Source organism: Sphingomonas sp. GW821-FHT09E03 (assembly GCF_059416225.1).
In genome coordinates, this window is the sequence record NZ_JBWKOS010000002.1 from 572,774 (window position 1) to 586,576 (window position 13,803).

The 13,803-nt window shown below is 69.1% G+C and carries 14 protein-coding genes; 3 read left to right on the forward strand and 11 right to left on the reverse strand.

The annotated features are described in order from the left end of the window. The first annotated feature begins 100 nt into the window (after window positions 1–100). A complete protein-coding gene (locus AC07M8_RS07065) occupies window positions 101–2,032 on the forward strand; it encodes a potassium transporter Kup (RefSeq protein ID WP_495173649.1) in 1,932 nt (643 codons plus the stop codon). A 178-nt stretch (window positions 2,033–2,210) separates the two neighbouring features. Here AC07M8_RS07065 and AC07M8_RS07070 read toward each other — a convergent pair whose 3' ends face one another. Next, window positions 2,211–4,625, reverse strand: a complete 2,415-nt coding sequence (locus AC07M8_RS07070; RefSeq protein ID WP_495173786.1) for a ligase-associated DNA damage response DEXH box helicase — start codon at window positions 4,623–4,625, stop codon at window positions 2,211–2,213. A 92-nt stretch (window positions 4,626–4,717) separates the two neighbouring features. Here AC07M8_RS07070 and AC07M8_RS07075 point away from each other — a divergent pair, with 92 nt between their 5' ends. Together AC07M8_RS07075 and AC07M8_RS07080 are read left to right on the forward strand one after the other, a co-directional pair. Then, entirely contained in the window at window positions 4,718–5,731 is a 1,014-nt protein-coding gene (locus AC07M8_RS07075) for a ligase-associated DNA damage response exonuclease (protein ID WP_495173650.1), read from the forward strand. 242 nt (window positions 5,732–5,973) lie between these two features. Next, the gene (locus tag AC07M8_RS07080) at window positions 5,974–6,138 is read left to right on the forward strand and encodes a hypothetical protein (RefSeq protein WP_495173651.1); all 165 of its coding nucleotides are present in this window, start codon (window positions 5,974–5,976) and stop codon (window positions 6,136–6,138) included. On the opposite strand, the gene AC07M8_RS07085 is transcribed toward AC07M8_RS07080, so the two are convergent. The 10 genes from AC07M8_RS07085 to AC07M8_RS07130 all read right to left on the reverse strand — a co-directional run bounded on the left by AC07M8_RS07085 (window position 6,101) and on the right by AC07M8_RS07130 (window position 13,776). Then, entirely contained in the window at window positions 6,101–6,625 is a 525-nt protein-coding gene (locus tag AC07M8_RS07085; protein WP_495173652.1) for a hypothetical protein, read from the reverse strand. The two genes, AC07M8_RS07080 and AC07M8_RS07085, sit on opposite strands and share 38 nt — an antisense overlap. 117 nt (window positions 6,626–6,742) lie before the next feature. Continuing rightward, the gene (locus tag AC07M8_RS07090; RefSeq protein ID WP_495173653.1) at window positions 6,743–7,030 is read right to left on the reverse strand and encodes a hypothetical protein; all 288 of its coding nucleotides are present in this window, start codon (window positions 7,028–7,030) and stop codon (window positions 6,743–6,745) included. Beyond that, window positions 7,030–8,049 (reverse strand): chemotaxis protein CheB, encoded by a 1,020-nt coding sequence (locus AC07M8_RS07095; RefSeq protein WP_495173654.1) that lies wholly within the window; start codon window positions 8,047–8,049, stop codon window positions 7,030–7,032. The genes AC07M8_RS07090 and AC07M8_RS07095 overlap by 1 nt, the downstream gene beginning before the upstream one ends. Before the next feature lie 25 nt (window positions 8,050–8,074). Beyond that, entirely contained in the window at window positions 8,075–8,536 is a 462-nt protein-coding gene (locus AC07M8_RS07100; RefSeq protein WP_267395664.1) for a chemotaxis protein CheW, read from the reverse strand. 10 nt (window positions 8,537–8,546) lie between these two features. After that, window positions 8,547–8,912, reverse strand: a complete 366-nt coding sequence (locus AC07M8_RS07105; protein ID WP_495173655.1) for a response regulator — start codon at window positions 8,910–8,912, stop codon at window positions 8,547–8,549. 26 nt (window positions 8,913–8,938) lie between these two features. After that, window positions 8,939–9,490 carry a chemotaxis protein CheD gene (locus AC07M8_RS07110; RefSeq protein WP_495173656.1) on the reverse strand — a complete coding sequence of 184 codons (552 nt, stop codon included), beginning with the start codon at window positions 9,488–9,490 and terminating at the stop codon, window positions 8,939–8,941. Next, on the reverse strand, window positions 9,487–10,500 hold the full coding sequence (locus tag AC07M8_RS07115; RefSeq protein WP_495173657.1) for a protein-glutamate methylesterase/protein-glutamine glutaminase: 1,014 nt from the start codon (window positions 10,498–10,500) through the stop codon (window positions 9,487–9,489). The genes AC07M8_RS07110 and AC07M8_RS07115 overlap by 4 nt, the downstream gene beginning before the upstream one ends. Beyond that, window positions 10,497–11,357: a CheR family methyltransferase gene (locus tag AC07M8_RS07120; protein WP_495173658.1), complete on the reverse strand. Its 861-nt coding sequence runs from the start codon at window positions 11,355–11,357 to the stop codon at window positions 10,497–10,499. The genes AC07M8_RS07115 and AC07M8_RS07120 overlap by 4 nt, the downstream gene beginning before the upstream one ends. After that, entirely contained in the window at window positions 11,354–13,489 is a 2,136-nt protein-coding gene (locus AC07M8_RS07125; RefSeq protein WP_495173659.1) for a chemotaxis protein CheA, read from the reverse strand. The genes AC07M8_RS07120 and AC07M8_RS07125 overlap by 4 nt, the downstream gene beginning before the upstream one ends. Beyond that, window positions 13,486–13,776: an STAS domain-containing protein gene (locus tag AC07M8_RS07130; protein ID WP_495173660.1), complete on the reverse strand. Its 291-nt coding sequence runs from the start codon at window positions 13,774–13,776 to the stop codon at window positions 13,486–13,488. The genes AC07M8_RS07125 and AC07M8_RS07130 overlap by 4 nt, the downstream gene beginning before the upstream one ends. Between the last annotated feature and the right edge of the window lie 27 nt (window positions 13,777–13,803).

Sequence of the window (13,803 nt, forward strand, 5' to 3'; positions counted from 1 at the left end):
CAGTAAGCGTAAAGCGCCCCGTCCTCTGCCGGGGGGCCAGTTCTTTGTCGAAGCCCAGTTCTTTGTCCAAACGACGTCCCTTCAAGGATTAGACGCGCGCATGTCGCTCGCAGTGGAACCCAGCGATCATCATCAGCCGCATCCGGCGCTGATCGGCCTCACCATTGGCGCGATCGGCGTGGTGTTCGGCGATATCGGCACCAGCCCGCTCTACGCCTTTCGCGAAGCACTCGGGCAGTCGGCCGGCGACGGCATCGATCCGTCGGAGATCCTCGGCGTGCTCAGCCTGGCGCTGTGGACGCTGACGCTGATCGTCACCGTCAAATACGTGCTGTTCCTGATGCGCGCCGACAATCACGGCGAGGGCGGGGTGCTCGCGCTCGCGGCGCTGGCCCGGCGCGCTCTCGGCCGCCGCTCGACGATCGCGCTGGTGCTCGGCGCCGCGGGGGCGTCGCTCTTCTATGGCGACGCGATCATCACCCCGGCCTTGTCGGTGCTGTCGGCGATGGAGGGGCTGCGTACCATCCCGAGCGCGGCGCACGTGTTCAACGAAAGCAGCATCCGCGCGCTCACCATCGTTATCCTGATCGCGCTGTTCTTCATGCAGCGCCGCGGCACGGCGAGCATGGCGGCGCTGTTCGGCCCGGTGTGCATCGTCTGGTTCCTGACTATTGGCGGCCTCGGCTTGTGGCATATCGCCGACGAGCCCTCGATCTTCCGGGTGCTGCTGCCGATCTACGGCATCGAGTTCCTCGCCAGCCACGGCGTCACCGGCCTGTTCGTGCTCGGCGCGGTGTTCCTCACCGTCACCGGCGCCGAGGCGCTGACCGCCGACATGGGCCATTTCGGTCGGCTGCCGATCCGCATCGGCTGGTTCGCGCTCGCCTTTCCCGCGCTGATGCTCAACTATCTTGGCCAGGGTGCCTTCGCGCTCGCCCGGCTCGAGGAAGCCGCGCGCGCGGGCAAGCCGTTCGTCAATCAGGACTGGTTCTTCCTGATGGCGCCCGAATCGTTCCGCGGGCCGCTGATCGTGCTCGCCGGCCTCGCCACCGTGATCGCCAGCCAGGCGGTGATCACCGGCGCCTTCTCGCTCACCCAGCAGGCGGTGCAGCTCGGCCTGCTGCCGCGGATGCGCATCCGCCAGACCTCGGCCGCCTTCGCCGGGCAGATCTATCTGCCCGCGATCAACTGGCTGCTGCTGATCGGCGTGCTGGTGCTGATCATCGAGTTCAAGACCTCGTCGGCGATGGCCGCCGCCTATGGCATCGCGGTCACCGGCACGATGGTGGTGACGACGCTGCTCGGCTACATCGTCGCGCGCCACGTCTGGCACTGGCCGCGCGCGCTGGCGCTGGCCGCGATCCTGCCGTTCCTGATGCTCGACCTGATCTTCTTCGGCGCCAACATCCTGCGCGTGATCGAGGGCGGCTGGGTGCCGCTGCTGATCGCCGCCGGGATCGGCCTGCTGATCTCCACCTGGGTGCGCGGCAAGGGCATCGTGCGCACCTTCGAGCAGCGCCAGAGCATCCCGCTCGCCGATCTCGCCGCGGCGCTCGCCAAGCGTCCGCCCGAGCGGGTGGAGGGCACCGCGGTGTTCCTCACCGGCAACCCCGATGACGCGCCGGGCGCGCTGCTCCACAACCTCAAGCACAACAAGGTGCTCCACGCCCACAACCTGGTCGCGACGATCCGCATCAAGGATCGCCCGGTGGTGGACGCCGCCCACCGCGCCACCGTGCAGCGGCTGGACGACAATTTCACCTCGGTGGTGCTGAGCTACGGCTTCATGGAAACGCCGGACGTGCCGCACGACCTCGGCGTCGGCGGCAAGGCCGAGAGCCTGGGGCTCGATCCGATGAAGACTTCCTTCTTCATCGGCCGCAACACGCTGAAGCCCGATGCCGATGTCGGCATGCCGCTGTGGCAGGACCGGATCTTCATGTTCATGCAGCGCAACGCCAGCGACCCCACCGACTTCCTGCGCATCCCGCCCGGCAAGGTGGTCGAGCTCGGCGAACAGGTCGCCGTCTAGCGCGTCCGCCGCCGCCATTACCCCTCGTCATCCTGAACTCGTTTCAGGATCCATGGCCTAATCTCACCGCACGCCTGCGGGTCGCGTTGGGCCATGGATGCTGAAACAAGTTCAGCATGACGGTTTTAGGGGGCGCCCGCCGGCCGATCGATCCGCACGGCTTGAGGGGCGCGCCACCTCAATCGATCCGCATCGCCTCTGCCGCCAGCGCTTCCGCCTCGATCAGCAGCGCATCGTCGGCCGAGCCGGTCGCCACCTTCTCGCGGCCGATCAGCGTCAGCACCGGCACCGCGAGCGGCGTCACCCGGTCGAGATCGACATGCAGCATCGTCTCCGCGGCCCGGTCGAGCAGACCCGCGAGACGGCCGACATCGGTCATCCGCGCCCGCGCATCGTCCCATGCCGCCTGGAGCAGCAGATGGGTCGGCTCGTACTTGCGCAGCACGTCGTAGATCAGGTCGGTCGAGAAGGTCACCTGGCGCCCGGTCTTGCGCTTGCCGGGGTGCTGGCGCTCGACCAGCCCGCCGATCACCGCGACCTCGCGGAACGCGCGCTTGAGCAGGTGCGATTGCTGCACCCAGTCGACGAACTCATGCTCGAGGATGTCGGCGCTGAACAGTGAGGCGGGATCGGTGACTTTCTCGATCGAATAGGTCGCGATCGCATAGTCGTTGGCGACGAAGCCCAGCGGTTTGAGCCCCTGCGCCTCCATCCGCCGGGTGATCAGCATGCCGAGCGACTGGTGCGCGTTCCAGCCTTCGAAGCTGTAGGCGACCATGTAGTGGCGCCCCTCGCGCGGGAAGGTTTCGACCAGCAGCTGGCCCGGCCGCGGCAGCGCCGAGCGCAGCCGCTGGAACTCGAGCCATTCGCGCACGTCGTCGGGGAAGCGCGCCCATTCGCCGGGGGAATCGAGAAAGCCGCGGACGCGATCGGCGAGGCTGGTCGACAGCGGCATCCGCGAGCCGCCATAGGTCGGGATCCGCGCCGGCTTGGACGAGGCGCGCACCACCAGATCCTCGGTGTCGATCCGCTCCACCTCGCAGGAGATGCCGGCGAAGAAGAAGGTGTCGCCGGGGGTGAGGCTCGCGGCGAAGCCTTCCTCCACCTTGCCGAGGCTGCGGCCGTTCTTGAAGCGCACAGTGAGCATCGTCGCCTCGACGATGATCCCGGCATTGAGCCGGTGCTGGACCACGAATTGCGGGTGGCTGACCCGCCACAATCCATCGGCGTCCTGGGTCAGCCGCTTGAACCGGTCATAGGCCTTGAGGCTGTAGCCGCCGTCGCGGATGAAGCCGAGCACGCGCTCGAACGTCGCGTCGTCGAGCGCGGAATAAGGCAGCGCGCTGCGGATCTCGTCGAGCAAGCCGGCTTGTTCGAACGGCGCCGCGCAGGCGCAGGCCATGACATGCTGGGCGAGCACGTCGAGCGTACCGGGGCGGAAGATGTCGGGATCGAGCTCGCCCGCCTCGACCGCGTCGAGCGCGGCGCGCGCCTCGAGATATTCGAAGCGGTTGCCCGGCACCAGGATCGCCTCGCTCGATTCCTCCAGCCTGTGGTTGGAGCGGCCGATCCGCTGGAGCAGGCGGCTCGAGCCCTTGGGCGCGCCCATCTGGATCACGCAATCGACATCGCCCCAATCGACGCCAAGATCGAGGCTGGCGGTCGCGACCAGCGCGCGCAGCCGCCCGGCGGCCATCGCGCCTTCCACCTTGCGCCGTGCCTCCAGGCTGAGGCTGCCGTGATGGACGCCGATCGGCAGGCTCATCGCATTGACCTTCCACAGATCCTGGAAGATCAGCTCGGCGAGGCTGCGGGTGTTGCAGAAGATGATCGAGGTCTTGTGGGTCTCGATCTCGGCCATCACCTGCTCGGCGGCATAGCGCCCCGAATGGCCCGACCAGGGCACGCGCCCCTCGGGCAGCAGGATCGCAATGTCCGGATCGGCGCCGGCCTCGCCCTGCACCAAGCTGACCGTGTCGATATCGCCATCGGGCGCCAGCCAGGCGCGATAGCCGTCGGCATCCGCCACCGTCGCCGACAAGGCCACCCGGCGCAGGCCCGGGCTGATCCGCTGCAGCCGCGCCATGCACAAGGAGAGAAGGTCGCCGCGTTTGCCGGTGGCGAAGGCATGGACCTCGTCGACGACGATCGTGCGCAGCCCGGCGAACATGGTGAAGCTGTCGGGGTAGCTCAGCAGCAGCGACAGCGATTCGGGGGTGGTCAGCAGGATCTGCGGCGGCTTGACCCGCTGGCGCGCCTTGCGATCAGACGGGGTGTCGCCGGTCCGGGTCTCGACCCGGATCACGCCGTCCAGCCCCATTTCGTCGAGCGGGGTGACGAGGTTGCGCTGGATGTCCACCGCCAGCGCCTTGAGCGGCGAGACGTAGAGGGTGTGGAGCCCTTGCGTAGGCGTCTCGATCAGCTCGGCGAGGCTCGGCAGGAAGCCCGACAGCGTCTTGCCGGCGCCGGTGGTGGCGACGAGCAGCGCATGCCGCCCGGCGCGGCCCTGCTCGAGCATCGCGAGCTGGTGCCGCCGCGGCTGCCAGCCGCGCTGCGCGAACCAATCGGCAAGGGGGGCGGGGAGAGCGGTCAGGCGCCGGCGCTCCTGCGCCGCTGCGGTTGCAGCGGCACGGAGCAAAGGCGCCGAGGAATGGAACAAGCCGTCATCTCACCCATATAGGTATCATGGCGAAGCTCGGCGACTGGCTCGAACCCCACCCCCACGGCATTTACGTGCGTCCCGCGGATGCCTGGATTGATCCGTCCGAGCCGGTGGCGCGCGCCCTGGTGACGCACGGCCATGCCGATCACGCCCGCGGCGGCCATCAGGCGGTGTGGGCGACGCCGGACACGCTGGCGATCATGGACGCGCGCTACGGCGAGCAGGCCGGCCATCCGATTGCCTATGGCGAGACGATCCGGATGGGGCCTGAGGGCAGCGGCGGCGTCGATGTCGGCTTCGTCCCCGCCGGCCATGTGCTCGGCTCCGCTCAGATCGTGCTCGACCATCGCGGCGAGCGCGTCGTCGTCTCGGGCGACTATAAGCGCCGCGCCGATCCCACCTGCACGCCCTTTCAGCCGGTCAAATGCGACGTGTTCGTCACCGAGGCGACCTTTGCGCTGCCGGTGTTCAGGCACCCCGACACCGGCGACGAGATCGACAAGCTGATCGAGCGGCTCCATGCCAACCCCGATCGCTGCGTGCTGGTCGGCGCCTATGCGCTCGGCAAGGCGCAGCGGGTGATCGCCGAGCTGCGCGCGCGCGGGCATCACGCGCCGATCTTCCTCCATGGCGCGCTGCAGCGATTGTGCGACCTCTACGCCGAGCTCGGCGTCCCGCTCGGCGAGCTGCGGCTGGTGAGCGACGTCAAGAAGGCGGAGATGGCAGGCCATGTCGTGATGTGCCCGCCCGGCGCGCTTAACGATCGCTGGTCGCGGCGGCTGCCCGATCCGATCACCGCGATGGCGAGCGGCTGGATGCGGGTGCGCCAGCGCGCGCGGCAGAAGAATGTCGAGCTGCCGCTGATCCTGTCCGATCATGCCGATTGGGACGAATTGATCGACACGCTGACCGAAATCGCGCCGCGCGAAGTATGGGTGACGCACGGCCGCGAGGACGCGCTGGTGCATTGGTGCATGACCCGCCAGATCAAGGCGCGGGCACTCGCGCTGGTTGGCTTCGAAGACGAGGACGACTGAAGAACAAGCAAGTTGGGCGTCTGGGGCACTCATGACGAAACAATTATGCGATCAGCCGACGCATTTGACCGATATGGCAGTAGCACTAACGCAGGTTAGACGCTATTGGATCGTGATCCACCGGGAGGCGCCGTGAGCAAGTTCGTTGATATCCAGCGTGCCGATGTTCGGGCAAGCCGCTCGGGTGGCGCTCGCAACGCCGGTGCCGGCGCCAGTTCCGGATCGGCCTGATGAGCGAACCGATGGCAACGGCGGCCCATCAGCATGTCTGCGCCCTCCTCGCCGAGGCGCTGCGGTTGCTCGACGCCGAGGATCAGCTGCTGGCCGCGATCCACGTCAGCCAGGCGATGGAATATCTCGGCTGTCGGATCAGCGAACCGGAAGCGACAGGCGTGGCGCGAGCATGATCTCGGCCTGAGCCAGCCAGGTGGCGATACCGGCGCGACCCGCAGCGGTCAGGTGGAGCATGGTGACACGGCGATCGCTGGCATCGCCGCTGCTGGAGACAAGGCCGCGATCGGCAAGCAGCTTGATCCAGCGCAGCGCGGTGGTGCGCGGCACGCTCGCCGCGCCGCAGCAGGCGTTGGTGGTCACGCCGGCGCCGTCCAGGCCCTCGGCGAACAGGTACAGCATGATGTCGAGCCCGGGGTCGGCGAACAGCGCGGGATCAAAGCCGTCACCGAGCGCGCGGCGGGCGGCAATGATGCCGCGCGCGAGCGCCGCCAGCACGAGATCGTCGTCGTCGCCATCGTTCTTGCCGGCCTTGCCGCGCGCCGAGCCGCGCCGGCCGGTCGCGCCCATGCCGGTCGCGTCATGCTGGGCATGGCCGCTCCAGGCGTCCGCGTGCTCGTCGCGCGCGATCCGCCATGCTGCTGTGGTGCCGTCCATCGTCATCTCACTGTTCCTCGGCTGCCGCTGGAATACCCCCGTAAAAACCGAAATCAAGCGCGGCGGCACGCATCGCTGCCACGCTAGGGTCGAACGCGTCGCTCTGCCTGACAACGCCGGGCGTCACGCAGCGGCCTCCTCTGTGCTATAACGCGCCAGCCGGTCGTTCAGGCGCACCGCCATGTCCTCCAGCGTCACCGCTGCCAGCCGCCGCTCGATCGGTCCGGTCGCGCGCAGCAGCTCGGCCACCGCGAGCTGCGTCTGGGTGACGCGATCAACCGCCTGCAGGCTGTGCATGTGGCGCCGCAGCGTCTCGGGATGAGCGGCGAGATCGTAAGCGAGCTCGGAGAGCAGGTGGGTGAGGTCCACCAGCTCGTCCGCCAGCGCCCGGGCAAGAGCGGGGTCCAGCATCACTTGCTGCACAGCTTGAGGATGCTGCGCCCGAGCTGGTCGCCGGGCACCGGCTGCGAGACCATGCGGCGGCCGAGCACGAAGCCGTCCGCGCGCGGTTCAGCGGGCACCAGGCCATAGCCGCCGGCCGCCTGCAGGGCCTTGATCCCGGCATCGCCGTCCTCGCCATCGGCGCCGAGCAGCACGCCCACGGCCTCGCCCATTGCCGCCTTGGCGACCGAGGCGAACAGGATCGAGATCGATGGCCGTTCGCCGGCCACCGGGTCGCGGCTGAGCATCTTGAGCCGGCCGTTCGGCCAGCCATCGACCACCACATGGCTGTCGCCCGGCGGCGCAAGATAGATCGTGCCCTGCTCAAGGGCCATGCCGTCGGCGGCGAGCACGACCTTCGGGGCGACCTGCTCGCCGAGCTTGGCGATCAGCGTCTCGGCCAGGCCGGGGCCGAGATGCTGCACCACCACCGTCGGCGGGCAGTTGGCGGGAAATTGCGCGAACAGCGCGAACATCGCCTGAGTGCTCGACGCCTCGCCGCCGACCGCGAGCAGGCGGCCGTTCCAGTCGAGCGCAGGCGTGGCGCCGGCAGCGGCGGCCTTGGCCACGGCCGGCGCGTGCACCACCATACCCTTGGCCGCCTTGATCCGCTTGCCGAGCTTGGCGAGGATCTTGTCGAACTCGGCGGCGACCGCGACCTTGGGCTTGGGGAAGCAATCGATCGCGCCCAGCCGCAGCGCCTCCACCGAAGCCTCGGCGCCGGCTTCGGTGCGGGTGGAGAACATGATCACCGGCATCGGCCGCTTGGCCATCACCTCGGCGAGGTAATCGAGCCCGCTCATCCCGGGCATCTCGACATCCAGCGTGATCACGTCGGGGCGGAGCTGCTCGGTCATCGCGCGTGCCTCGTCGGCGCCATCGGCGGAGCCGACCACCACGACATTGGGGATCCGCTCGAGCGCGCCGGACAATAATGCGCGCATCGTCAGTGAATCGTCGACCACGAGAACCTTGGTAGGGGCAACCATTGGTACGTCCTTCTGGCGGGCCGGATCAGGCCGCTTCGGCGAGAGAGGGGGAGGAGGGGGCGAGCGCGATGGTGTCGATCAGCCGCTCCAGCGCCAGCACCAGGATCAGGCGCTGGTCGATGGTGGCGAGGCCCTCGAGGAAGTTGGCGGCGGCATTGTCGCCGATGTCGGGCAGCGGCTGCATGCCGTCGTCGGGCACGGTGACGATGTCGTTCACCGCGTCGACGATCAGCCCCTGGAGCTGGTCGCCGATCCGCACCACGATGATCACGTGGCGCGCGCTGGGGCTGGTCAGCCCCCAGCCGAGGCGGTGGCTGAGATCGAGCACCGGCAGCACCACGCCGCGCAGGTTGACGACGCCGCGGACGTGCGCAGGCACGTTGGGCAGCGGCGTCGCGGGCGACCAGGCGCGGATCTCGCGGATCGCCATGATGTCGACGCCGAGGATCTGGTCGCCGATCTGGAAGGTGATGAGCTGACGGGACATGGGATGATCCTCAGTGAAGCACGCGGCGGATCGCCGCCGCGAGCTTGTCGGGGTGGAAGGGCTTGACGATCCAGCCGGTGGCGCCGGCGGCGCGCGCACGCTGCTTCTTCTCGTCGGAGCTTTCGGTGGTCAGCACCAGGATCGGCAGCGCGCGGTTGTCGGGGTTGGCGCGCAGCCGCTCGATCAGCCCGAAACCGTCGAGGTTGGGCATGTTGATGTCGGTGATCAGCAGATCGGGCAAGCCGCCGTCCAGCCGCTCGAGCGCCTGCTGGCCGTCCTCGGCCTCGGTGACGGCATAGCCCATGTCGGTGAGCGCCGCGCGCAGCAGCATGCGCATGCTGGGTGAATCGTCGACGGTCATGATCGTGGCGTTCACGGCAACTCCTTGGGCGGGGGCGGTCATCAGAAAAGCTCCACGTCGCCGGTCGCGGCGGCAGGAACGGGAAGGGGCAGGATGCGGCGCTCGGGCACGCGCTCGGTGGCGGTGCGGCAGCGCGCGAGGCCGAGGGTGGGCCGGAATTCCACCCGCCGCGAGGCGGTGCCGCCGACATCCTCGCCCACCAGCGTGATCCGCTCGTCGCGCAGGAAGCGGCGCGCGAACAGCGCATTGGTTGCGCCGATGTCGCGAAAGCCGTCGCGCAACGCCGCGCCGCCGTAGAGCCGCGCCTTGAGGTTGGAGCGGACGGCGCCCATCGCCAGCATGGCGTTGATCAGCACCTCCATCGCATAGACGCCATAGCGTTGCAGCGAGGCGGTATCGGTGTCGCCGGCGCCCGGCTCGGCAAGCAGGAAATGGTTGATGCCGCCGACCTGCCCGATCGGATCGTAGAGGCAGGCGGCGATGCAGCTGCCGAGCAGCGTGGTGAGCACCACGCCGGGATCGTCCGAGACGCGCGTCTCGCCCTGTATGATGTTGATCCGCGTCAGCCCGTCGCGGGTCGGCATCGCGATCATGCCCGGCATTCCTGGAGCAGCCGGGGCGCGATCCGCGGCAGCGACAGCTGGACGGTGACGGCGCCGATCTGATGCGCCGCCTGCGGCATGCCATAGACCACGCAGCTGTCCTCATCCTGGCCGATCGTCATCGCCCCGGTCTCGCGCATCGCCAGCAGCCCGGCGGCGCCATCGGCGCCCATGCCGGTCAGGATCGCGCCGACCGCGGGCGCACCGACGCTGCGCGCCACCGACTGGAACAGCCGGTCGACCGAGGGGCGATGCCCGCTCATCTTGTCATCCGCGACCAGCCGGCAGCGCCGCAGCGTGCCGCCGGTTATCTCGAGATGGTGGGTGCCGCCCGGCGCGATATAGACCTGGCCGGCTTTGAGCGGCGCGCCCGAATAGGCTTCGCTCACCGTGGGTGCCGACAACCGGTCGAGCCGCGCCGCGAAGGTCGGCACATAGGGCGCTGGCATGTGCTGGACAATCACCGTCGGCGGGCAGTTGGCGGGAAAGCCGGCGAGCAGCTCGATCAGCGTCTCGACGCCGCCGGTCGACGAGCCGATCGCGATCAGCGCATCGGCGCGCGGGCTGTAGTCGGCCGGGCCACGTGACGGCGCCAGCGTCCGCGCCCGTGCCCGGCTTCGCGCCGCCGCCTTGACCATCCGCGACAAGCCCGCGGCCACCTCGGTGCCGAACGCGGCGCCGGGCTTCTCGCAACAGTCGAACGCGCCCAGTTCGAGCGCGCGGATCGTCGCCTCGGCGCCGCGGCCGGTGAGCGTCGACAGCATCACCACCGGCATCGGCCGCAGCCGCATGATCTTGTCGAGGAAATCGAGCCCGTTCATCCCCGGCATCTCGACATCGAGGGTGATCACGTCGGGATTGAGCGCCTTGATCATCTCGCGCGCGGCGTGCGGGCCGTCGGCGGTGCCGACGACCTCGATCTCGGCGTCCTGGCTGAGCACATGGCTCACCATCGCGCGCATCGACGGCGAATCGTCGACCACCAGGGTGCGCACCGTCATGCCGCCACCTTGCGGAACGAGGTCCGCCCGACGCAGTCGAACTGCGGCGCTACCGAGGCGGCGAGCCGCTCGCTATGGCCGATGTAGAGCATGCCGCCGGGCACGAGTTGGTCGGCGAGCCGCGCCTGCAGCCGCTCCTTCGTCGCCTCGTCAAAATAGATCATCACGTTGCGGCAGAAGATCGCGTCGAACGGCCGGCGCATTGGCCAGCTCTCGAGCAGGTTGAGCTTGCGCAGCGCGACGACCTCGCGGACCAGCGGATGCACCTCCGCCTTGTCGCCGGCGCGGCGCAGCCAGGTGGTGCGCAGCGGCGCTGGCACGGTCTTGACCGCGTCGAGCGCATAGCGGCCGGCATGGGCGGCGGCGAGGATCTCGGTGGAAAGATCGGTGCCGAGCACGCGCAGGTCGGTACGCGCGAGCCGCTGGCCGTTGCCGAGCGACGCGCCGAACATCGCCATCAGCAGCGAATAGGGTTCCTCGCCGCTCGAGCAGGCCGCCGACCAGATCCGCACCCGGCCGCCGTTGCCGAGCCGCTGCTCGAGCGCCGGCCATTCCTGCTTGATGAAATGATCATAATGATGCGCTTCGCGAAAGAAGCTGGTGTGGTTGGTGGTGAGCGCGTCGAGCGCGAGGGTGCGCTCGTCGCCGTCATGCTCGATCAGCGCGACATAATCGGCGAAACTGGTCAGCCCGCGGGTCCGCACCCGCGGCGCGAGCCGGCCGTAGACGAGCTGCGCCTTGCCCGGCGGCATCATGATCCCGGCTTCGCGATAGACGAAGGCGGCGATCGCGCGATGATCGGCGGCGTCGAACACGAATTCCATCGGCCGCATCACCTGGCTGGTCGCGGCGCTCATGCGGCGATGCTCAGCGGCATCGGCAGGCACCCGGCACGCGGGTCGCGGCGCCAGCGCGAGATCAGCGCATCCACGTCGAGGATCAGCGCGACGCGGCCGTCGCCGAGGATGGTGGCGCCGGCAAGCCCGGGGATCGCCTGGTAATTGGCCTCCAGGCTCTTCACCACCACCTGGCGCTGGTCCTGGATGCTGTCGACCATCAGCACCGCCTGGCCGGAATCGGATTCGACCACGATCAACACCGCCCTGGTCGGGTCGGTCTGTGCGCCGGCGATGCCGAGCTGCTCGGCAACGCGGTGGACGGGGACATATTCGCCGCGCACATCAAGCAGCGACGCGTTGGGCCCGATCACCTTAACCCCGCCGAGGCTCGGACGAAGGCTCTCGACGATATGGCCGAGCGGGATCACGAAGGTCTGGTCGCCGACGGTGACGATCATGCCGTCGAGCACCGCGAGCGTCAGCGGCAGGCTGAGCGAGAAGGACGAGCCGGCGCCGAGTACCGACTGGATGCCGATCCGCCCGCCCAGCGCCTGGACGTTCTTGCGCACCACATCCATGCCGACGCCGCGGCCCGAGACGTTGGTCACCGCCGCCGCGGTCGAGAAGCCGGGGGCAAAGATGAGGTTGTCGATCTCCTCGTCGGTGAGGATCGCATCGGCGGCGATGATGCCGCGCTCCACCGCCTTGGCGCGCACCCGCGCACGATCGATGCCGCGGCCGTCGTCGGCCACGGTGATGACGATCCGCCCGGAATGATGCGCGGCGGAGAGGCGGACGACGCCCTCGGCGGGCTTGCCGATCGCGACCCGCTCGTCGGGCGTCTCCAGGCCATGGTCGACGGCGTTGCGGATGAGGTGGGTCAGCGGCTCGCCGATCCGCTCCACCACCGTCTTGTCGACCTCGGTCATCTCGCCCTCGACATCGAGGCGGACGCGCTTGCCGGTCTCGGTTTCGAGCTCGCGGATGATCCGCGGCACGCGGCTGAACACCGTCTTCATCGGCTGCGCACGGATCGCCATGGTCGATTCCTGCAGCTCGCGGGTGAGGTGCTCGAGGTCGGTTAGTTCGGCGATGCCCGCCATCGATTGCTCGGACAATCGCTGCGCGAGCATCGCCTGGGTGATCACCAGCTCGCCGACGAGGTTGACCAGCCGGTCGAGCTTGTCGAGATCGACGCGGATGGTCTGCCCGACCGCGGCCGGCGCGGACGGCGCCGGCAGGTCGCGCACCGCGACCGGTGCGGCCGCCGGCAGGATGTCCTGCACCACCGCCTCCGGGATCACGACCGGCGGCACTGGCGCCGCGACCGGTTCGGGCGACAGATCGACCAGCATCTCCTCGTCGGGCAGCAGCGTCTCCGCGCCGTCACGTTCCACCACCAGCAGCGCGCCGTCGGTGAAATCGAATACTGCGTGGATATCGTCCTCGGCGACGCCGCCGGGCACCGACACCGTCCAGCTCACGTAAGGCTGTTCGGGATCGAGGTCGCCGAGCAGCGGCAGCACGGACAGGTCGGCGTCGATCACCGTGCCGCCGAGCAGCGCCAGTTCGCGCAGCAGCAGCAGCGGCTCGCCGCCATGCTCCAGCGCGCTCGCGCCGGGGCGGAAGCTGACGCGCCATGCCGGCACGACCTCGTCGGCACCTCCATCGGCGTCGAACATGGCGAACAGATCGTCGAAGCCATCGTCGTCAGTCGCTACTGCGGCGACCGGCGACGCGGCGACCGTATCCGTCGCGGCCACCTCGGGCGCGCCCGGCTGCGCCGCGGCCACCAGCCGCGCCAGCATCGCGCCATCGGCCGGCGCCGCGCTGCCATCGCGCGCCGCAGCGACATGGTCGGCGAGCAGGTCGAACGCGGCGACGATGGTGCCGAGCAGCTCGGGCGTCAGCACAGCCGAGCCGTTGCGGATGAGGTCGAGCAACGTCTCGTAATCGTGGGTGAAGGCCTGCAGCCGCTCATGGCCGAAGGCGCCGGCGCCGCCCTTGATCGAATGGACCGCACGAAAGATGGTGTTGATCGTCTCGGAATCGGCGGAGCCCTGGCGGACGATGCCGAAATTGGCTTCCATCGCCGCAAGGCCTTCCTCGCACTCCTGGAAGAAGATCTGCTGGATCTCGTCGAGGTTCATTGATCGTCCCTTGAGGTGACGGGATCGAGCACGACGGCAAGCCCGGCGAGCGTCGCCATCGCGTCCAGCGGTTCGCTGGCGCCGGCGATGCGATAGCCGAGGCCATTCGCCGCGGCGGTGGCGCGGGCGCTGGCCAGCACCTGGAGGCAGGCGATGCCGACGCGGGTGACGCCGGCGCCGTCAAGCAGCAGCGGCTGGCGGCGCTCGACCAGGCCGAGCAGCGTCGCGCGCAGCGGGCCGGCGGCTGCCGTATCGAGGCTGGCGCCGAGCGGATAGGGAGCCGTCATCGCATGTGCTTCCAGCGAAAGGGCAGG